Origin of the sequence: Dactylosporangium sp. CS-033363 (genome assembly GCF_050942475.1) — a bacterium.
In the GTDB taxonomy this organism is placed as follows: domain Bacteria; phylum Actinomycetota; class Actinomycetes; order Mycobacteriales; family Micromonosporaceae; genus Dactylosporangium.
Genome location: NZ_CP192032.1, coordinates 4,842,550 through 4,861,088 on the forward strand (window position 1 = coordinate 4,842,550; position 18,539 = coordinate 4,861,088).

The window sequence follows — 18,539 nt, forward strand, 5'->3', positions numbered from 1 at the left end:
TACCCACGCTGTTTCTTGCCCAACCAAAACGGTTCTCGGGGAGAACCGATCCCGCCTGGTGGAACTGTTTGAGGTCGCCCGAACGGGGAACTCGGCCTCGCCGTGCAGCGCGCTTGCCCTACGGGCCGGTGGTCAGTCTTCCTGCAGATGCCGTCGCAGGAAGTCCAAGGCGTGGGCGAGGAGCCGGGAGACGTGCATCTGGGACAGGCCGACCTGCTTGGCGATCTCCAGCTGGGACAGGTTGCCGTAGAAGCGCATGGAGAGGATCCGCTGCTCGCGCTCGGGGAGGCGGGCGATCACGCGCTTGAGCGACTCGCGGTACTCGACCAGGACGAACTCCGGCGACTCGCCGCCGAGCGTGTCGAGCATGGTGCTGTCGTCGTCCATGCCGGCCGTGGGCACGTCGAGGGAGAGCGGGCGGCACGCCTGGGCCGCCCCGATCGCCTCGATCACCTGCTCCTCGGCGAGGTCGGTGTAGTGCGCGATGTCGGTCACCGTGGGGGAGCGCCCGAGCTGCTGGGTGAGCGTGTCACGGGCCTGGTTGACGGCCATCCGCAGCTCCTGGAGCCGGCGCGGCAGCCGTACCCCGGAGGCCCGGTCGCGGAAGTGCCGCTTGAGCTCGCCGGTGATCGTCGGCGTGGCGTAGGTGCCGAACTCGGTGCCGTGTTGCGGGTCGAACCCGTCGACCGCCTTGACCAGGCCGAGCGCGGCGACCTGGGCGAGGTCGGCGGACGGCTCGCTGCCGCCCTCGTAGCGGCGGGCCAGGCGGTGCGCGGCCGGCAGGCACTGGCGGATGACCTGCTCGCGGACCCGGAAGCGGGCCGGGTCGGCGGGGGCCATCTCGGCCATCCGCAGCAGCCGCTCGGTGACGCCCGCCGGCCACTGCCCGTGGCCGAGCTCGATGGACTCCAGGTCGAGGGTGCGGCGCTCGCGCTGCGGGACCGGCCACTCCAGCCGGTCGTACGCGTGCAGCGCCTTGGCCGCGCCGGCGATCTCCAGCGCCGACAGCCCGACCCCGCCGGCCCCGCTGACGTGCACCTCGGCGTCGAGCTGCTCGCCGCGCCGCCGCAGGTACAGCAGGATCTTGATGGCCGCGGCGTCGATCAGCCGGACCCCGGCCACGTCGATCGCGATCTCGGAGGTCCGCGCGTCGAACTGCTCAAAGACGATCTGACGCAGGTACGGCGCTGAGGCATAGTCCAGCACCCCGGCGCACTCGAGCAAGGTCGCGTCCGGGCGCTGTGAAGCCTTGATCGTCAGATCCATGGGCACGCCCCCTCCTACCCACGCTATGCCGAGGTGGGCGGCGGCGCACCGTGTGCGCCAGAATTCGCACCCGGGCCCACCTCCATCACCAGGATCGCCCCGATCACCCCGGCGGTCTCGCTGGTGAGCGGGGAGCACACCACGCGCAGCTCGATCGTGCGGCCCCGGCGGTTGACGGCCGTCTGCTCGGTCTCCTCCCGGTCCGAGCGGCCGGCCAGCACCTCGCGGATGGCCGGGCGCAGCTGGGAGGTCGACAACCCGATGTCGATGTTGAGGAAGTGCTGGCCGACGGCCTCGTCCGGGCGCAGCCCCCAGAGGTCCTCGGAGCGGCGGTTCCACACCAGGATGTGCATCTCGCGGTCGAGCACCACCACGCCGGCCTGCAGGCTGGTGAGGATGGCCTCCATGAACGAGTTGGCGTCGTTGAGCTCGGTGGTGCGCTCCCGCAGCTCGTCGTTGATCGACTGGAGCTCGTCGTTGGTCGACTGCAGCTCCTCGTTCATGGTCTCCAGTTCCTCGTTCGTGGACTGGAGCTCCTCGTTGGTGGTCTCCAGTTCCTCGACCGTGGACTGCAGTTCCTCGTTGGTGGTCTCCAGTTCCTCGTTCGTGGACTGCAGTTCCTCGTACGCGGTCTCCAGCTGCCGGTTCGCGTGCTCGAGCTCGTCCTGCAGGCGCCGCGACGCGGTCATGTCCTGGAAGATCACCACGACGCCGAGCAGCCCGGCGTCGGAGTCGATCAACGGGTGGATCTGGATGTTGAGGAACTGCTTCTCCGCTGCCCCGGTCGCGAGCTCCACGTCGTCGATGCGGGTGACCCGGCGCTCCACCTGGGCCTGCTCGATGTACCCCCGGAGCTCGACCGGGCGGTAGGACAGGTCGAGATCGCGGAACGGCCGGCCGATGTCGCGCGGCGAGACTCCGAACAGCGTCTCCGCGTGCCGGTTGGTCAGCGCCACGAGCCCGTCGGCGGTGACCACGACCTGCGCCACGGGGCTCGCCATGAACGCCTCGTGGCGCAGCCGGTCCAGCCCGAACAGCTCGGTGCGCGGCGGCGTCTGCGGCGGCTCGGCCAGGTAGGCCCCGCCGTTGAGCACCGGGCGGGACACCTTGCGGAACATCCGCCGCTTGAGGTCCAGCGGGGTGAACAGGTTGGCGTGGCTGAGCAGCATCTCGGCCTTGCCCAGGAACAGCACCCCGCCCGGGGCGAGCGCGAAGTGGAACCGCGACAGGATGCGGGTCTGCGTCTCGGCGTTGAAGTACATCAGCGCGTTGCGGCACACCAGCAGGTCGATGCGGCTGATCGGGGCGTCCTGCACGAGGTCGTTGCGGCCGAAGATGATCGAGCGGCGAAGATCCTTGCGGAAGGTGTACCGCGCGCCGGCCGGTTCGAAATAGCGCTCGACCAGCTCCGGCTCGAGGTGGGCGAGATCGCGGTCGGTGTAGGTGGCCTGCCGGGCGTGGGCCAGGCTCTCCTCGTCGACGTCGGTGGCGTAGATCTTGACGCGGTCGCGGAACCGGTCCGGCCCCATCGTCTCGGCCAGCACGATCGCGAGGGTGTAGGCCTCCTCACCCGACGCGCAGCCGGCGCTCCACACCCGCAGCGGACCGTCGTGCTCGTCCACGAGGCGGGGCAGCACCTCGCGGCTCAGCGCGGTCCAGGCGTCCGGGTCGCGGAAGAACCCGGTCACGTTGATCAGGATGGTGTTGAACAGGGCCGTGAACTCATCCGGGTGGACCTGGAGGTAGTCCAGGTACTCGGCGTAGTTCTCCGGCGGCACCTGCGACATGCGCCGGTCGACCCGCCGCATCAGGCTGGAGCGCTTGTAACCAGTGAAGTCGAAGCCGCGGGCCTCCTTGAGGTAGACCAGGAGGGCCTCGAAGTCCGGGTCGGTCTGCGTCACCGCGCCACGTTACCGCTTCACCGGGAGGCGCAGTGTCGCCCACACCACCTTTCCGTCGCCGGTATGCACACAGCCCCACGCCGACGACATCCCCTCCACGATCAACAAGCCCCGGCCGGGCTCCTCGTCCTCGCCGCCGGAGCGCTCCAGCGGCAGCGGGCTCTCGTCGCGCACGGCCAGGTGCAGGTGGCGATTGCGCAGCACGACGCTGATCTGCATCGGCGTGCCGGCGTGCTCGACCGCGTTGGCCACCAGCTCGGTGACGATCAGCGCCGCGGTGTCGGCGAGGTGGGTGACCTTCCACTGGGTGCAGGCCCGGTCCACGAGGTCGCGGGCGGCGCTGGTGGCGTCCGGCTCGGCGGCGAGGGCCACCTCCATCCGGCGCGGGCCGGGCAGCCGGGCGTGGGCGGCGAGGGCGCCGGGCGCGTCGTGGTGCACCGGCACCTGGCGGGCCACGCCGAGCCGCTCCAGCAGCTCGCGCAGGTGCGGGTCCGGCCCGACGAGCATCACGTCGGTGCCGGTGTCCACGCCCTGGCGGGCCAGCATCGGGAACGCGGTCAGGGTGATGTCGTCGACCGCGTCGAGCCCGGCGAGGTCGATGAGCAGCACCTCGGGGTGGTCGGTCAGCGCCTTCTGCGCGGCCTGGCGCAGGCGCGGCACGGTGGCGAAGGTGAGCCGCCCGACCGGGCGCAGCACAGCGACCGGGAAGTCCGGCTCGTGGGTGCAGATCAGCTCGTCGGCGTCAAGGTTCATGGCACGGCGTCCTCTGGCACGTCGTTCTCCAAAGCTCCGAGCCGCTCGATGAGCTGCCGGATGGTCTTGCCGGCGGTCTCGGCCTCGCCGGCGGCCTCAGCGTAGTGCCGGGCCATCGAGCCGCTGCCGCGGACGGTGGCCGAGTCGGCCAGCCGCCGGCTCAGCGCCGCCTTCTCCTCGAGGCTGCGCAGGGCCATCCACAGCGCCCCCTCCAGCGACCCGCCGAGCTCGTCGAGCAGCCCGGCGGCCGACCAGGCGTGCCCGACCCGGCACCGGAACCGCCCGGGCGTGCCGGGCATCTCGAACAGCGCCCCGTGGCACGACGGACATCCGAACCCGGCCGGCATCGCGCCGATCCGGTCGGCGGTGATGTCCTCCAGTGCCGCCATGGCGTCCTCCGCATCCAGTTCCGCTCGTTCCACGCTCTCGCGCGGCGCGGGTCCCGGCAATCCACCGAGCAGTTCGGCCAGCGCGGCGCCCATCATCCCGGCGGGCAGCGACCGCGCCGTGGGCACCTGGGCGGCGGCGTGGCGCGGCATCGACGGGTACAACGCCTCCTGCGGGTCCTGGATGATCCCGGAGCCACCCTGCCGCGCGATCTCGGCCAGCCCGTAGGCGCCGTCGTCGCGGTTGCCGGACAGCACCACGCCCAAGGCGGCCGCACCCCACCAGCGGGCGGCCGAGCGGAACAGCGGATCCGCGGCCGGCCGGTGGCCGTTCTCCATCGGGCCGTGGGACAGGCGCAGGCGGCCGTCGCGGATCAGCAGGTGGTGGTTGGGCGGGGCCACGTACACGTAGCCGGCCTCGATCGCCGCCCCGTCGGTGGCGTGCACCGCGGGCAGCGGCCCGGACCGGCTCAGGATCTGCGGCAGCGCGGTCGTGCCCGTCCGGGGCACGTGCAGGACGACGCAGATCGCACCCGGCAGGTTCGGTGGCAACCCGGCGGTGAACGCGCGCAGAGCCTCCACGCCGCCGGCGGAGGCGCCGACGACGACGATCCCCCGAGGCTCGGTCACGCTCGATGATTCTACGCTGTCCATGGCCCATCCACGGGTCGCCCATGTACCCCGCCGGGGCCCCGGCTAAACCGTTCGATACCGCACGAGTACGACGCCGCTCACGAAGGGCCGAACCTCCACTCTTTCGAGCTTCTGGTCCTTTTGCGGGTTTTCGAACAACCGGCGGCCTTCGCCCCGCACGACCGGGTACACGAACAGCCGGTACTCGTCGACCAGCCCCGAGCGCGCCAATTCCTGCACCATTCGCACGCTGCCGGTGGCGACGATGGTCCCGCCGGGCTGCTCCTTGATCCCCGCCACCTCGTCGACGTTGCGCAGGATCGTGCTGTTGTCCCACCCGGGCTCGCTCAGCGTTCCCGACAGGACGTACTTGTGGACCCGGTTGAGGTACGCCGACACCCCGGTCGTGTCGCCGGTCTGCTTGGGCCAGTACCCCCGGAACGCCTCGAACGTCTCCCGCCCGAGCAGCACGGCGTCGGCGCCGGCCATGTGCTCGCGCAGCGCCGCGTTCAGATCCTCGGTGCCGGCCGAGGAGGCCGGGCTGAACCAGTCCCCGTCGGCGTCGATCACCCCGTCGACGGTGATGTTCTCGGTCACCACGAGCTCACGCATCCTGCCATGGTGCCCGCTGGCCACCCGGCCAACCGTCAGCCACGCGGCCGGAAGATGATGAGCGCCAGCGCGATCACGGCGCACAGGACGGCCCCGCCGCAGGCGACGGCGGCCCACAGGAACGAGACGATCGCCCACCCCTCGTCGTGCACGACGTTGGCGACGATGAACAGGATGACCGCGGCCAGGGCGCCGGCGCCGCCGACCCCGAAGAAGACGGTGGTCAGCAGCGATTCCGGGGGCGGGCGGCGCGGCGCGGGGCTCGGTGGTGGCCGGCTCATGGGGCACCTCGAAGGCAGGGACGCTCTACGTCAGTGCACTCCTGCTCCGGCGGCCCGGCAATCGTGCGAACGGGCGAGGGGGCCGGCGCCCACGGCACCGGCCCCCTCGGTCGATCTCAGCTGATCTCAGCCCGTGAAGGTGGCCGTGATCTGGGTGTACTGCCAATTGTTCTGCGAGACGCCGGAGCAGTTGGAGACCACGCCGCCGCCGGGGCAGGGCCGGTCGCGGTTGACCGACCAGAACGCGAGGCGGGCGAGGTGGTTGTTCTGCGCGTAGTCGCGGATCTGCTGCCACTGCGCCGGGCTGGTGTTCTCCTGCTGGTCGGACAGGCCGTTCATGCCGGAGATGCCCATGTGCCGGTAGGCGGTGGCGTCGTCCCACCCGAAGGAGGACTTGAGCATGGTCTTGAGCCCTTCGGAGGCTGAGACGGTGCTCTGGTACATGTTCGCGCCGCCGCCGAAGTCGAACGGCATGATCGTGAACACGTCGATGTTCGCGCCGGTGGACTGGGCCCGGCTGATCAGCTGCTGGGCGTAGTACCCCGGGCCGGTCGTCGCGGTGCCGAACGTGACGATGGTCTTGATCGACGGGTTGTTCTGCTTGACGATCTTCAACGCGTCGACGATCCGGTTGCGGACGGTGTCGTTCTCGAACTCGTCGGTGTTCTCGATGTCGATGTCGATCGCCTTGAGCCCGTACGCGTTGATCACGGTCTGGTAGGCGCCGGCCAGGGCCTGCGGGGTGGAGCAGTTCGGGCCGAGCTTGTTGCCCTGCCAGCCGCCGAAGGACGGCACGACGTCGCCGCCGCCGGCGCGGATCTGGTTGATCGCGGTCTGGTCGGCGCCGCCAGTGAGCGGCCGGCTGCCGTCCCAGGCCGGGGTGCAGCCGCCGCTGGACAGCACGAAGGCCATGGTGAACCACTTGATGCCGGTGGCCTGCTGCACGGTCTGCGGGTTCGGCGGGTCACCCCAGCCCATGTACAGGTACGGCGCCGCGGTACCCCCGCCGGTCGGAGTCGTCCCGCCGGTGGTGGTGCCGGTGGTGCTGTTGGAGGCCGCCGACTCACCCGAGCCGTTGTAGGCCTTCACGGTGTACGTGTGCGTCGTGCCCGCCCCGAGCCCGGAGACCGTGGTGCTGGTCCCGGTGACGGTCGCGCGCACCGTGCTGCCCTCGTAGACGCGGTACCCGGTCACGGTGCCGGTGGACGCGTTCCAGGCGAGCGCGATGGTGCTGTTGGTGGTCCCGGTGACCCGCAGGTTCCCGGGCGCCGACGGCACCCCCGACGGCGTGGTGGGCGGCGGCGTGGTGGGCCCGCCGCCTCCGGTACACGTGCCGAGGTCCTTCCACAGCGCCGGCGTGCTCGACGGCGTCCAGCCCGCACCCGGGTAGGCGGTGTGCGTCTGCAGGGCCTGGTACGTGTGCCCCTGGTAGGTGACCTGCGTGCCGGCCGTGTACGTGTTGCCCTCGGCCCAGGTCGGTGCGGTGCAGGCGGCCAGAATGGCGGTACTGCCCGCCTGGGCGAGCGTGGGCACGAGGATCATGGTGCTTACGATGGTCAGTGCCGCGCCCGCTGCCAGTGCGAATGTACGACGACGAGATCTCATTGAACTCCTCACCATCGATGTATCGATGGATCGGTACGCTATCAGTTAACATTATTAAATGTAAGTGTCACGCGCCTTAAAGCCAGCGCCGCACGTTGCTCCGGTGGTCCGGATACGCCAGCCCGAACCGGTCCGGCTGAGGCGTGCGCGCGGCGGCTACCCTCGCCCTGTGGTCGGTCGGTTGCTGGTCGGGGCGATGATGGCCGTGCTGGGCGCCTGGAGCGTCCGGCACCTCCTGCGTCCGGCGCGCGCCGTGTGGCGCGGGGACCCGTCTGGCATCCGGGTCAGCCCGTCCGTCGCGCCGGCCTCCTACATCGCGTTCCTCACCTGGGCCGTGCCGCTGATGGCCGGCGTGGGCCTCATCGGCCTCGCCGTGCTGCTCATCCCGCTGTTCGGCGGGGCGGTCGGACTGCCGGGCCTCGCGCTGCTGGCGCTGGCCGTGCCGGGCGTGGCCGCGCACATCGCCGTCTCCGCGGGCAACCGGCCGCGATTTCTGGTGCCGCCGCCGTACCGTGATGCACGCGGTTGGCTCATCGCTCTTGTGACCCGCCGCCGTTGAGCCTGGCGGCGATCGGTTCGAGGTCGGCGATGAGCTGCTCGACCTCGACCGGCGTCAGGACCGTGTAGGCCGGCTCGGCCAGGTCGTCGGTGAGCGCCTCGAGGTTGTCCTTGGTCTTGCGGCCGACGTCGGAGAGCAGCCCGTCGCCGTCGACGAGCCCGCGGGCCCGCATCCCGTCCACGACCGCCGCCAGCTGCTGCGCCGGCAGGTGGTGGACCCGGCCGAACTGCTCCGCGCGCATCCCCTCGGACAGCGCGTGCAGCACGTGCGCCTCCGTCCCGCCGATCCCGGCGGCGACCAGCGCCGCGTTGTGCCCGTCCCCGCGGTGCTCGCGCAGCAGGGTGGCGGCGTGCCACAGCCGGGCGAGGGGTTCGGCGGGCAGGGGGAGGGCGCGCAACGCGGCGTACAACGGCCGCCCTTGCATCGGAGCGCTGACGGCCGCCTTCGTGGCGAGCTCGGCCGCCCGCGCGATGCTGGACATGTCACCGAGACTGCGCCGAAGCGCCGCGACGCACCCCTCCTGCCGGGCGGCGATGGCCTGCTCGGGCGTGGTGAGGTCCCAGATGCGGGGGATGTGCCGGGCGACCTCCCCGGGCGCGAAGTTGTAGAAGATCGCGTCGACCACCGCGGCCGGGACCCGCCCGAGCGGCGCCGCCCGCCCGGCGAAGTAGGCGTCCCAGGTGTTGCGCAGGCCGAGCGCCAGGAGCGCCTCGTCCGGCTCCTCGGCGAAGTAGGCCACGAGGTGGATCGGCTCGACGAGCTGGTGCAGGCGGCGGACGGTGCGCATCCGGATCATCTCCTTGGTCGGGTACCTTCACCCCTCCTACGAACGACCCGCCCCCGATCCGACACCTCCTCCCTGGAATCTTTCCCCGGTTCGTCGCCGGCGCGTCGGACGATCGGCGGTCGGCGCCGGCTCGTTCGCCGCTGGTGTCGGCACGACCGCCCGTACCGCCGCCACATCGCGGTCGGCACGATGGTTGCGGTCGTCCGGCGAGCGCGGGAGGTCGGGCCAGTGGGGTTGCTCCGGCGGGGTCGACCGGACCGGGCCGCGGTCCTCACCGACGAGGCGGCCGATCAGTTCGACAGCTACCTGGAGACCGGCGACTTCGACACGCTCACGCAGGCGGCCAGACTCGCGGCCGACGCGGTGGTCGCGACCCGCGTTCCCGATCCCCTCTGGCCGTCCCGCCTGTTCAACCTGAGTTACGTCCTGCTCAAGGTCTATCGGGTGACCGGAAGCGTCGACGTGCTGCGTTCGGCGGCCGTGCAGGGCCGAGCCGCCGTCGAGGCGACGGAGCCCGATGACGCCGACCGCGCGCAGCGCCTGACGAACCTCGTCGCGATTCTCAACTGCCTGGCCGCCGCGGACGGCGACGTCGCGACGTTCCGGGAAGCGGCGTCGTTCGCCCAGGCGGCCGTCCTGGCACCGCCCACGGGATCGCCGGGACGGGCCACCCGCCTGTACAACCTCGCGGCCGCGCTGGACGACCTGTTCGACGCGACGGGCGACCTCGACGTGCTGCGTGCGGCGGCCGCCGCGGGCCGGTCCTGTCTGGAGGAGGCTTCACCGGGCGACGCCGGGCGCGACCAGTACGCCGACCATCAGTGCCGGCTGCTGCAGAAGGTGTTCAAGCGGACCGGCGACCTCGAGGCGCTGCACGAGGCGATCGCCGTGGCCAGAGCGACGCTCGCCGACGCGGCCGGCGAGGAGCCGCTGCGGGGCAGCTTCGCCGACTCCCTCGGCAGTTGCCTGCACAGCCTGTTCCAGCACACGGGAGACGTCGCGGCGCTGCGCGAGGCGATCGCCGTGCGCCGGGCCGGCTGCGCGGCCGTGCCCCTCGGCCATCCGAGCCGGCCGCGATGCCTGTTCAACCTGGCGGTGACGCTGTTCGGCGAGTTCGAGGCGACCGGCGGCCTGGACGCGCTGCGCGAGGCCATGTCGTGCGACCGGGCGGCCATGGCGGCGGTGTCCACGGACGACGTGCACCACGCGATGTACGCGCATCACCTGTCCTGCTGCGCGACGGAGCTCTTCGAACGAACCGGTGAGCCACCAGCGCTCGCGGAGGCGGAAGCCGCGGCCCGCATCGCGGTGAGCGGCCGGCCCGCCGATCCCGCCTCGCTCGCCCGGCACCGCCATCAGCTCGGCGTCGCGCTGCGCCTGGCGTTCGACGAGGACGGGAGGCTCGACACGCTGCGCGAGGCGGTCGCCGTCGGGAAGGCCGCGCTGGACGCCACGCCGGACGACGACCCGGACCGCGCGCAGCGAGTCGTGGAGACGTCCTTCGCCCTGGGCCTCCTGGGCGCCGGAGCCGGCGAGCCCGACGCCCTCGCCGACGCGCTGGCACTGCTGGCGCCGGTCATCGCCGCCACCGGGGCCGGCGATCCGGCGAGACCCGGCCTGATCCGGGCCTTCGGCGTCGTGATGGCCGGACTGGTCCGGCCGGTCACCAGCGGCATCTTCGATGAGCGGGTCGACCCGGCGCCGCCGCAGTCGTCGGGGCCCGCGCGGCACGTGGCCGCGGTCCGCGGGGCGATCGCAACCGCGTTCGCCGGCGTCGGCCGGCCTGCGGCGCTGCGCGAACTCAGCGCCGCCTGCGCGCTGCTGGCCGAACAGGTGCGCAGCCCCGAACAGGCGGAGCTCGCCGTCGCGGTCAACGATGCGGCGCTGCGTCACACCGACCCCGAGACCGACGCGCCCGCGCACCGGCTCCTGCTCGAGGAGAAGGCTCGGACGGCGGACCTGACGGCCGCCGCCGCGGACCTGGACCCGTCGGCGAATGCCGTGCCGCCGGCCGCCCGCATGCCCGCCGACCTCTCGGCGGCCGAGCGGGACGCCATGAGCGCCGCCCTCGCCGCGCACGGTGCCGATCCGCAGCGGCCCGACCTGCTCAGCGAGCACGCCGTGGCGCTGCTGAGCCGATACCGCATCGTGCGCGCCATGGCCGACCTGACGACGGCCATCGGTCTTCTCCGTGCGGCGGCCGGCAGCGAGGACGTCGACGATCCCGGCCGGGCCGAGTACTGCAAGAGCCTCGGTTACGCCCTCGAACTCCGCTACACCCGTTCGGAGTCGCTGACCGACCTGGACGCCGCCGTCGACGCCTACCGGACCGCCGTCGAGCTGTCGCCGCGCCACGGTCGCCTGTGGGCCACCTACCAGGCGAATCTGGGTGACGCGCTGGTACGGCGAGGGAGCATCGCGCGGAATCTCGGCCGGATGATGCTGGGAAACATGCTCCGGGCGGCCGACGAGATGCTGCGGGCGGGCCGGACCTCCGGCGGAAGCGGAACGATCACTCGCGCCGAGCTCGACGCCGACCTGGACGGCGGGATCCTGGCCCTGCGCGAGGCCGAGGCGGCCATGCCGATCGTCGACGGCCCGCGCCGGGCGTTGGTCCTGCAGCAACTGGCCGACGGACTGTGGTCGCGGTACGTCCGTGATCGCGACCTGAGCGACCTCGACGAGGTGATCGGCCTGTACGGGGCCACCCTCGCCGGTGAGCGCCCGAGCGGTCGCGCCAGTATCCACGGAAACCTGGCCGACGCGCTTGTCACACGGTTCATGCAGACCCGTGACCCTCGCGACTTCACGATGGCGCTGCGGCTGTACCGTGGCGTCGCCGACGATCCGGCGGTCGCGCCACTGGAGCGTATCGACGCCGCACGGACGGCGGCCCGATGGCTCGAATCGACGTCGCCCGGCCTCGCGGCGGACCTCCTGGAGCAGGCGGTCCAGCTCCTCCCGGGCCTGTTCTCGCCCGAGCTGGACCGCAGCGACCTGACGCACCTGGCCGAAGCGAGCAGCCGGTTGACCCGCGACGCCGCCGCGCTGGCCCTGGCCGACCCCGGGACAGACGATGCGCGCCGGGCCGGTCGCGCGCTCCGGCTGCTGGAGACGGGGCAGTCCGCCCTGGCGAACCAGGCCTCCGGACTCCGGCTCGACGCGGCCAGGCTCCGCGGCGCCCACCCCGAACTGGCGGAGCGCCTCGCAGCCATCCGGGCCCGGCTCGCCGACGACCCGACACTGTTCAAGCCGGGTGCCGCCCCGCTGCGCCCGGTCGGTGCGCCGGGCCGGCACGACGCCGCGGCCGGGCTCGCCGCCCTGCTGACCGAGGTGCGCGCGCTGCCGGGCTTCGGATCGTTCGGTACGGCCGCCGGCCCGGACACGTATGCGGGCGAGGCCGCGCACGGCCCGATCGTGTTCGTCAACATCAGCCCCGGACCGGACAACGAGTTCATCAGCCGCGGCCGTGCCCTGGGAACGCTGGCCGAGTTGCAGTCCGACCTCAGGGCCGCGTTCGGCATCGCGGACAGCGAACCGGCCGCAGGCACCGGCACCGGCGGTCGCAGCGACGCGATCCTGCTCACGGCGACCGGAGTGCGTTCGCTGGCACTGCCCGCGCTGACGCCCGAGGCGGTCGCGCGGCACGTGCGCGACCTGTACCAGGCGACGTCCCGCGGCGGCCTGGAGCCCGAGACCGCCGAGCAGACGATCACCCGGACGCTCGAGTGGCTCTGGGACGCCGTGGCCGGTCCCGTCCTGGAGGCCCTCGGACACTCCGGCGAGCCCCCGGCCGGCGAGGCCCTGCCCAGGATGTGGTGGGCACCGGGCGGCCTGCTCGGTCTCCTGCCGTTGCACGCCGCCGGCTACCACCGCGACCAGCCGGGCGGCCGGCGCTCCGTCATGGACCGGGTGGTCTGCTCCTACACGCCGACGATCGACGCCCTGCACCTGGCGCGGCGGCGCATGGCCGCGAGCGCGCCCGCCGCGACCTCGCTGATCGTCGCCGTGCCGACGAACGCGGACTCCGCGGGCGCCCTGCCGGGTGCGCGCTCCGAGGCCGCGTCGCTGCAGCGGATCCTGCCGGCGCCCCGGCTGTTGACCAGCGACGCCACGTCCCCGGAGGACCTGCCGACCGTGGCGAACGTCGCCGCCGCACTGTCCGGCCACGCGATCGCGCACTTCGCCTGCCACGCGCGGACCGACCCGACCGATGCGGGCAGCAGCTGCCTGGAGCTCCAGGACGGCAGCCTCACCGTCGCCGACCTGCACGCCGTCGACCTCGAAGGCGCCGGCCTCGCCTATCTGTCGGCGTGCAGCACCGCGCTGATCGGCACCGCCACCGCGCACAGCATCGACCTCATCGACAACCTGCTCAGCGTCGCCGGCGCATGCTTCTCCGGGGGATACCCGCACGTCATCGCCACCCAGTGGGAGGTGAAGGACAGCGTCTCGCGGCGCGTGGCCAGGGACTTCTACGCGCACCTGCGCACGGACTCGGCCGCGCTCGACATCAGCCGGGCCGCACACGCGCTGAACGTCACCGCCCGCGCGATGCGGGACCGGTTCGTCGACGATCCCTCCGCCTGGGCGTGCTACCTGCACATCGGCATCTGAGCGGCGGCGAGGCTACCAGTCGCGCCATTCGGCGGCGGCCTCGTCGACGCCGCGGGTGTCCAGCAGGGCGATGACGTCGAGGCCGGCCTCAGTCAGGACGTCCTCGATGTACTCGCTCAGCTCCTCGCGGGAGATGGTCTCGATGGGGTGGCCGTGGGCCTCGTCGGCGTCGTTGAGGGCCAGCACCACCCGCTCGACCGCGGCCCACACCGCCTCGTCCGTGGGCGGGTCGAGGGCGGCGATCTCCCGCTCGTACGCCGCCAGGGCCCGGTCGGCCGCGGCCACGAACGCTGGCGGGAAGGCGTTCAGGGCGTAGGCCTCGTCGCGGGGCAGGGAGCCGGCCGCGACCGCGGCCTCCTGGTCGGCCCGTTCGCGTTGCCAGCGGTGGGTCAGTCGCTCGATCACGCCGACAGCATAGGTGCACGGCTCACGCGGTGAGGGCCGGCCAGTTCGCCTCGATGAAGGCCTTCAGGGGCTGCGGTTGGAGGTTCACGCCGACGGTACCGTCCCCGCCCACCACGATCCGCTCCAGGTCGAAGCCGCCGAGGTCCGGCTTGGCGAACTCCGGGCCGTTGCGGCGGGACAGGTCCAGGGTGAGCAGCCGGCAGACGAAGAAGTGCTGCAGCGCCGCGGTGCCGTCGTCGAAGGTGCGGGTCGTGCTGAAGACCAGGCGGGCCGGGCCGGCGGTGGCGCCCAGTTCCTCCAGCAGTTCGCGGCGCATCGTGGATTCCAGGTCGGCGTCGGCCGGCTCGACGGTGCCGCCGGGCGTGCTCCAGTAGACCGGGCGGTCGGTGCGTGTCCGGCGGATGAGCAGCAGCCGGGACCGGTCGTCGAGCAGGATCGCGCGGGCGCTCTGGCGCATTGGCGCACTCTAGCTACCGTGTTCGCATGGGCGCGGAGCAGGTGCTGCACACTTCGGCGGGCGCGGACGGGCGGGTGCGCACGCTCGCGGTGTCCATCGAGGACGGTCCGCGCCGGCTCGTCTTCACCGAGAAGCACGTCGGGGACGGCTCCGGGTGGATGGGGCGGTTCACGTCGTTCCGCGCCGAGGCGCGGCTCGACTCCGAGCCCGGGCCGCTCGTCGCGGCCGTGGCCGAGCTCGCGGAGCGCGGCAAGCTCGACCTGCCGCCGATGGGGGCGCGGGAACGGGTCGCGGATCTGCTCGCCTCGGCGGGGCTGCTGGTGCGGCGGGACAGTTCCGTGCCGTGGGTGCATCTCGCGGCGCGGGCCAACCTCGTCGTGGCGCCGGACGGGCGGCCGCCGGCGATCACGTTCGCCGAGTACCTGGCGGGGGAGGGCAAGCGGCACATCGTCGTGGAGTACGACGCGATGGAGCGCATCACGCTCCACCTCGCCGGGCCGTCCGGTGCGCGGGACGACCGGATCGGACGGTTCATCGCGGCGTTCACCGCGGCCACGGACGGACGGTCCGAGCGGGTTGCCGAGCTCTATCGCGCGCTCGGGATCGAGTTCGAGGAGCGATTCGAGCATCGGTACCAGCTGTTGTCGACGTTTCGCGCAAACTCGGGATGCGCGTTTTCGCTCACGCTGATCGTGTCCTCGATCGACGACAAGATCTTGTTCCGGGAGTACTACGACTACAACGCGCGGCCCGGCGATCCCGGGCGCGAGTACGCCTACAGTGTCGAGACGCCGTTCGCGTCGTTGGAGGCGCTCGCGGTACACCTGCAGGCTTTGCTCGGAATCGAACCGGAGGGCGCTCCGGCCGATCGCCTCGCCGCGTGCTTCCAGGCGCTGGTGGAGCGCGGGGTGCTCGGCGACGGGCAGGCGATCGAGGCGAACCGGAACACCGTGGCGCAGCTATTCGGCGCCGCCGGCGTGCCGGGCAAGACCGACGTCTGGTCGTGGTTCAACGCCGAGTGAACGCTCGACGCTGCGCAGTTCGCGCACGGCCGGGATGAGCAGCAGCGCCACGCAGCCCACGGCGCTGACGGCGACCGAGAAACCGAGCACCGCCTCGGCCGTGAGCAGGGCCGCGACCGGTCCGGCAAGCGCCTGCCCGATGGGGAGGCTGCCGTCGGAGCCGAAGATTTCGTACGACGTGATCCGGTTGAGCATCGCCGGCGCGATGTGCGTCTGGACGCTCGTCTGCCACATGACCGACCAGAACGCCCACGCCGCGCCGTTCGTCGCGGCGGAAACGAGCAGGAGCGGCAGTCCGGCGTGCAGGGCGATCGCGAGCGGCAGCAGCCCGTACCCGAACATCGCGATCGCGCCGGCGGCGAGCGGGCGGGCCGGGCGCAGGCGCAGGGCGAGCAGGCCGCCGAGCAGCGCACCGGCGGCGAGGCCGGTCTCCGTCCAGCCGTACGCGGCCGCGCCCAGCCGGCCGCTGATCAGCACCGAGCCGAGGGGGATGAGCGGGCCGAAGAGCAGCACGCCGTACACGATCCAGACGAGGATGACGCTCCAGATCCAGGTGCGGGCCCGGAACTCGTGCCAGCCCGCGACCAGATCGCGCAGCGGCGACGTGGTCCCGTCGGCGCGCGGGAACGCCCCCAGGCGCAGCGTCGCGAGGCAGGCCGCGCTCACCGCGAACGTCGCCGCGTCGGTGGCGTAGAGCGGCCCGGCCCCGAACAGCCCGAACACCACGCCGGCCGTCGCCGGGCCGAGCAGCTGGGCAATCGATTGCGCGACCTTGATCGTGGCGTTCGCGCGGTGCAGATCGGTCGCGACGAGCGGCATGATGCCGTTCACCCCGGGCTGGAACGCCGCCGACGACATGCCGTGCACGGCCGAGCAGACGAGCAGGAGCCAGAGCGCGGGTGTACCGGTGAAGAACGCCACCGCCACCGCCCCCTGCGCGAGCAGGCGGACGAGGTCCGCGCCGAGCATGAGCGGCCGCGCACCGATGCGATCGGCGAAAACGCCGCCGAACAGGACGCTCGCGACGAACGGCACCGTGAAGGCAGCGAGCACCAGCCCGACGCCGGTCGCCCCGTACAGGTGCCCGACGGCGAGCGCGGAGGCGACCACGAGCATCGCGTCGCCGTAGACGGAAACCGTGCGGGCAAGGAAGTACCGCGTGAAGTTTCCGGTCCAGAGCACGTCCCCGACCCCATCATGATCGCCGTCAACCGGCAACCGGGATACCCTCCGCGCGCAGCGCCGCGAGCACCCGGCGGGCGCCGCCGGGGAAGAGGCCGGCGGCGATCTGGTAGCCGGACCGCCCGCCGCAGACCCGCGTCACCGGCGCGCGGCCCGGCCCCGGCTCCTCGACGGCAAACGTGTTCCCGCGCAGCACCACGTGCACGGAGGCGAAGACCGAGCGGCCGTACACGGCGGCCGACTCGACGCTTTCACGGGGCAGCAGCACCGTGCGGCGGTTCGCGGCGCCGATCGCCACGCCGTCCGGGGTGAGGCGCAGCCAGTACGGCCGGCGGACCATGCGCACGAACGGCACCACGAGCGCGAGGCCCGCCACGAGCAGCGCCGCCGGGTCGAGCCAGAAGCCGGCGGCCCGCGCGACCGAGCCGCCGACCAGCGCCGACACGGTGCCGAAGACCAGGGCGACGGTGAGCCAGACCCCGGCCGCCGCGACGGCGAAGAACGCGGCCAGGCGGGCCGGGGAGCTCGTGATCACGACGCCATCATGCGGGCTTCGGCTTCTCGGGGCGTCGTCTGAACGGTGAGCCCGCGCCGTTGCGCACGAGCGGCGTGGGGGCGTCGTCTGAACGGTGAGCCCGCGCCGTTGCGCACGAGCGGCGTGGGGGCGTCGTCTGAACGGTGAGCCCGCGCCGTTGCGCACGAGCGGCGTGGGGGCGTCGTCTGAACGGTGAGCCCGCGCCGTTGCGCACGAGCGGCGTGGGGGCGTCGTCTGAACGGTGAGCCCGCGCCGTTGCGCACGAGCGGCGTGGGGGCGTCGTCCGAACGGTGAGCCCGCGCCGTTGCGCACGAGCGGCGCGGGGGCGTCGCCCGAACGGTGAGCCCGCGCCATAGCGCACGAGCGGCGCGGGGGCGTCGCCCGAACGGTGAGCCCGCGCCATAGCGCACGAGCGGCGCGGGGGCCTCGCCCGAACGGTCAGCCCACGCCGTAGCGCACGAACAGGACGCCGTTGCCGAACCGACGTTCCTCGAGCAGGTCGAGATTCGTGCGCACGCCGCGCGGCAACGCCGGTTTCCCGCCGCCGACGAGCAGCGGCCAGACGAGCAACCGGCACTCGTCGACCAGGCCGGCCTCGAACGCCCGCGCGGCGATCGTCGCCCCGCCGATGAGGAGGTCGCGGTCGGCGGTTTCCTTGAGTTTCCGTACCGTTGCCGGATCGAGGTCGTGCTCGATCCGGGTGTTCGCCGTGGACACCGCGGTCAGCGTCGTGGAGTAGACGACCTTCTCCGGCGCGCGCCAGACGCGCGCGAACTCCGCCATCTCCGCGGACCGCGCGGCGAGCGACGGGTCGGTCTCCCACACGGACATCGCCTCGTACAGCCGGCGCCCGTACATGAGCGTTCCCGCTGCGCGCATCTGCTCGGTCGTGAACGCGAACACGTCCGCATCGGGCGGGAACCAGGAGAACTCGCCGTCCTCGTCCTCCATGTACCCGTCAAGTGAACAGTTCGTCAGGTAGATCAGGTTCGCCATGGTGTCGCTTTCTGCAAGGAGGCGTCCAGCTTCGTGAACGCCTGGTTCCATCCCTCACGGGCCGGCTCGACGAGGTCGTCGGCGGCCCACTGGCGGATCTCCAGCCGGGTCCGCCCGCCCGCCTCGTCGTGAAACTCGACCCGCAGCCGCGTCACGTGCGGCTCGAACCCGTCCGGCATCCGCCCGCCGACGTGCATCACGCCCTCGAGCAGCTCACCGTCGACGACGTCGGTCAGCTCGACCCGGACCTCCACGCGCAGGCCGGGCTGATCGGCATTGATTTCGACCCACCGCTGGTATCCGCCGGTGCGCACGTCGAACGCGATGTCCTCGGGCGGCAGGGTGTTGCCGATCGGTCCCCACCAGGCCGCCAGGTGCTCGGGCTCGGTGAAGGCCCGGTACACGAGCGCCCGCGGCGCCTCGAACACGCGGGAGATGCGCAGCTGCCTCACTCGGCCGTCCTCTCGTTTCCGCGGTTTCCGCGCTTTCCCGCGCGTGAGTTTCCGCGTTTTCCCGTGCGTGAATTTCCGTGGGCCTCCGTG

The 18,539-nt window shown here is 72.4% G+C and carries 17 protein-coding genes; 3 read left to right on the top strand and 14 right to left on the bottom strand.

Going from position 1 to position 18,539, the window contains the following annotated elements; translation table 11 throughout:
- Positions 1-132 precede the first annotated feature (132 nt).
- From ACQPZ4_RS22435 to ACQPZ4_RS22465, 7 genes are all read right to left on the bottom strand, one after another.
- Positions 133-1,266, bottom strand: a complete 1,134-nt coding sequence (locus ACQPZ4_RS22435; RefSeq protein WP_433064435.1) for a SigB/SigF/SigG family RNA polymerase sigma factor — start codon at positions 1,264-1,266, stop codon at positions 133-135.
- Between the two features lie 23 nt (positions 1,267-1,289).
- Positions 1,290-3,167: a CheR family methyltransferase gene (locus tag ACQPZ4_RS22440; RefSeq protein WP_433064438.1), complete on the bottom strand. Its 1,878-nt coding sequence runs from the start codon at positions 3,165-3,167 to the stop codon at positions 1,290-1,292.
- Positions 3,168-3,176: 9 nt separating this feature from the next.
- Positions 3,177-3,920, bottom strand: a complete 744-nt coding sequence (locus ACQPZ4_RS22445) for an STAS domain-containing protein (protein ID WP_433064441.1) — start codon at positions 3,918-3,920, stop codon at positions 3,177-3,179.
- Complete coding sequence (locus ACQPZ4_RS22450; protein ID WP_433064444.1) at positions 3,917-4,936, bottom strand: chemotaxis protein CheB; 1,020 nt, start codon at positions 4,934-4,936, stop codon at positions 3,917-3,919. Before ACQPZ4_RS22450 ends, ACQPZ4_RS22445 begins: the two co-directional genes overlap by 4 nt.
- Positions 4,937-5,002: 66 nt before the next feature.
- Complete coding sequence (locus tag ACQPZ4_RS22455) at positions 5,003-5,551, bottom strand: dihydrofolate reductase family protein (protein ID WP_433064447.1); 549 nt, start codon at positions 5,549-5,551, stop codon at positions 5,003-5,005.
- A gap of 35 nt (positions 5,552-5,586) precedes the next feature.
- A complete protein-coding gene (locus ACQPZ4_RS22460) occupies positions 5,587-5,832 on the bottom strand; it encodes a hypothetical protein (protein WP_433064450.1) in 246 nt (81 codons plus the stop codon).
- 126 nt (positions 5,833-5,958) lie between these two features.
- A complete protein-coding gene (locus ACQPZ4_RS22465; protein ID WP_433064452.1) occupies positions 5,959-7,374 on the bottom strand; it encodes a carbohydrate-binding protein in 1,416 nt (471 codons plus the stop codon).
- Between the two features lie 232 nt (positions 7,375-7,606).
- On the opposite strand from ACQPZ4_RS22465, the gene ACQPZ4_RS22470 reads away from it, so the two are divergent.
- Complete coding sequence (locus tag ACQPZ4_RS22470; RefSeq protein ID WP_433064455.1) at positions 7,607-7,996, top strand: hypothetical protein; 390 nt, start codon at positions 7,607-7,609, stop codon at positions 7,994-7,996.
- Here ACQPZ4_RS22470 and ACQPZ4_RS22475 read toward each other — a convergent pair.
- Positions 7,968-8,783: an SCO6745 family protein gene (locus ACQPZ4_RS22475; RefSeq protein WP_433064458.1), complete on the bottom strand. Its 816-nt coding sequence runs from the start codon at positions 8,781-8,783 to the stop codon at positions 7,968-7,970. The genes ACQPZ4_RS22470 and ACQPZ4_RS22475 overlap by 29 nt on opposite strands.
- Before the next feature lie 228 nt (positions 8,784-9,011).
- Here ACQPZ4_RS22475 and ACQPZ4_RS22480 point away from each other — a divergent pair, with 228 nt between their 5' ends.
- Positions 9,012-13,400 (top strand): CHAT domain-containing protein, encoded by a 4,389-nt coding sequence (locus ACQPZ4_RS22480; RefSeq protein ID WP_433064461.1) that lies wholly within the window; start codon positions 9,012-9,014, stop codon positions 13,398-13,400.
- A gap of 12 nt (positions 13,401-13,412) precedes the next feature.
- Here ACQPZ4_RS22480 and ACQPZ4_RS22485 read toward each other — a convergent pair whose 3' ends face one another.
- Positions 13,413-13,805 (bottom strand): hypothetical protein, encoded by a 393-nt coding sequence (locus ACQPZ4_RS22485; protein ID WP_433064464.1) that lies wholly within the window; start codon positions 13,803-13,805, stop codon positions 13,413-13,415.
- Between the two features lie 22 nt (positions 13,806-13,827).
- The gene (locus tag ACQPZ4_RS22490) at positions 13,828-14,262 is read right to left on the bottom strand and encodes an NUDIX domain-containing protein (protein ID WP_433064467.1); all 435 of its coding nucleotides are present in this window, start codon (positions 14,260-14,262) and stop codon (positions 13,828-13,830) included.
- Positions 14,263-14,288: 26 nt separating this feature from the next.
- Between ACQPZ4_RS22490 and ACQPZ4_RS22495 the strand changes: the two genes are divergently transcribed.
- On the top strand, positions 14,289-15,284 hold the full coding sequence (locus ACQPZ4_RS22495; protein ID WP_433064469.1) for a hypothetical protein: 996 nt from the start codon (positions 14,289-14,291) through the stop codon (positions 15,282-15,284).
- Here the strand turns inward: ACQPZ4_RS22495 and ACQPZ4_RS22500 are convergent.
- The 4 genes from ACQPZ4_RS22500 to ACQPZ4_RS22515 form a co-directional block, all read right to left on the bottom strand.
- Positions 15,222-16,466 (bottom strand): MFS transporter, encoded by a 1,245-nt coding sequence (locus ACQPZ4_RS22500; RefSeq protein ID WP_433064472.1) that lies wholly within the window; start codon positions 16,464-16,466, stop codon positions 15,222-15,224. The genes ACQPZ4_RS22495 and ACQPZ4_RS22500 overlap by 63 nt on opposite strands.
- A 25-nt stretch (positions 16,467-16,491) precedes the next feature.
- Entirely contained in the window at positions 16,492-17,001 is a 510-nt protein-coding gene (locus ACQPZ4_RS22505) for a hypothetical protein (RefSeq protein WP_433064475.1), read from the bottom strand.
- 438 nt (positions 17,002-17,439) lie between these two features.
- Positions 17,440-17,997 (bottom strand): dihydrofolate reductase family protein, encoded by a 558-nt coding sequence (locus ACQPZ4_RS22510; protein ID WP_433064478.1) that lies wholly within the window; start codon positions 17,995-17,997, stop codon positions 17,440-17,442.
- Positions 17,985-18,449, bottom strand: coding sequence for an SRPBCC family protein (locus ACQPZ4_RS22515; RefSeq protein WP_433064480.1), 465 nt, complete (start codon positions 18,447-18,449; stop codon positions 17,985-17,987). Before ACQPZ4_RS22515 ends, ACQPZ4_RS22510 begins: the two co-directional genes overlap by 13 nt.
- Between the last annotated feature and the right edge of the window lie 90 nt (positions 18,450-18,539).

Excerpts from the sequence above, each read along its gene's own strand:
- ACQPZ4_RS22435 (WP_433064435.1), bottom strand. The coding sequence starts at position 1,266 with ATGGATCTGACGATCAAGGCTTCACAGCGCCCGGACGCGACCTTGCTC.
- ACQPZ4_RS22445 (WP_433064441.1), bottom strand. The coding sequence starts at position 3,920 with ATGAACCTTGACGCCGACGAGCTGATCTGCACCCACGAGCCGGACTTC.
- ACQPZ4_RS22455 (WP_433064447.1), bottom strand. The coding sequence starts at position 5,551 with ATGCGTGAGCTCGTGGTGACCGAGAACATCACCGTCGACGGGGTGATC.
- ACQPZ4_RS22460 (WP_433064450.1), bottom strand. The coding sequence starts at position 5,832 with ATGAGCCGGCCACCACCGAGCCCCGCGCCGCGCCGCCCGCCCCCGGAA.
- ACQPZ4_RS22465 (WP_433064452.1), bottom strand. The coding sequence starts at position 7,374 with ATGATCCTCGTGCCCACGCTCGCCCAGGCGGGCAGTACCGCCATTCTG.
- ACQPZ4_RS22475 (WP_433064458.1), bottom strand. The coding sequence starts at position 8,783 with ATGCGCACCGTCCGCCGCCTGCACCAGCTCGTCGAGCCGATCCACCTC.
- ACQPZ4_RS22490 (WP_433064467.1), bottom strand. The coding sequence starts at position 14,262 with ATGCGCCAGAGCGCCCGCGCGATCCTGCTCGACGACCGGTCCCGGCTG.
- ACQPZ4_RS22495 (WP_433064469.1), top strand. The coding sequence starts at position 14,289 with ATGGGCGCGGAGCAGGTGCTGCACACTTCGGCGGGCGCGGACGGGCGG.
- ACQPZ4_RS22510 (WP_433064478.1), bottom strand. The coding sequence starts at position 17,997 with ATGGCGAACCTGATCTACCTGACGAACTGTTCACTTGACGGGTACATG.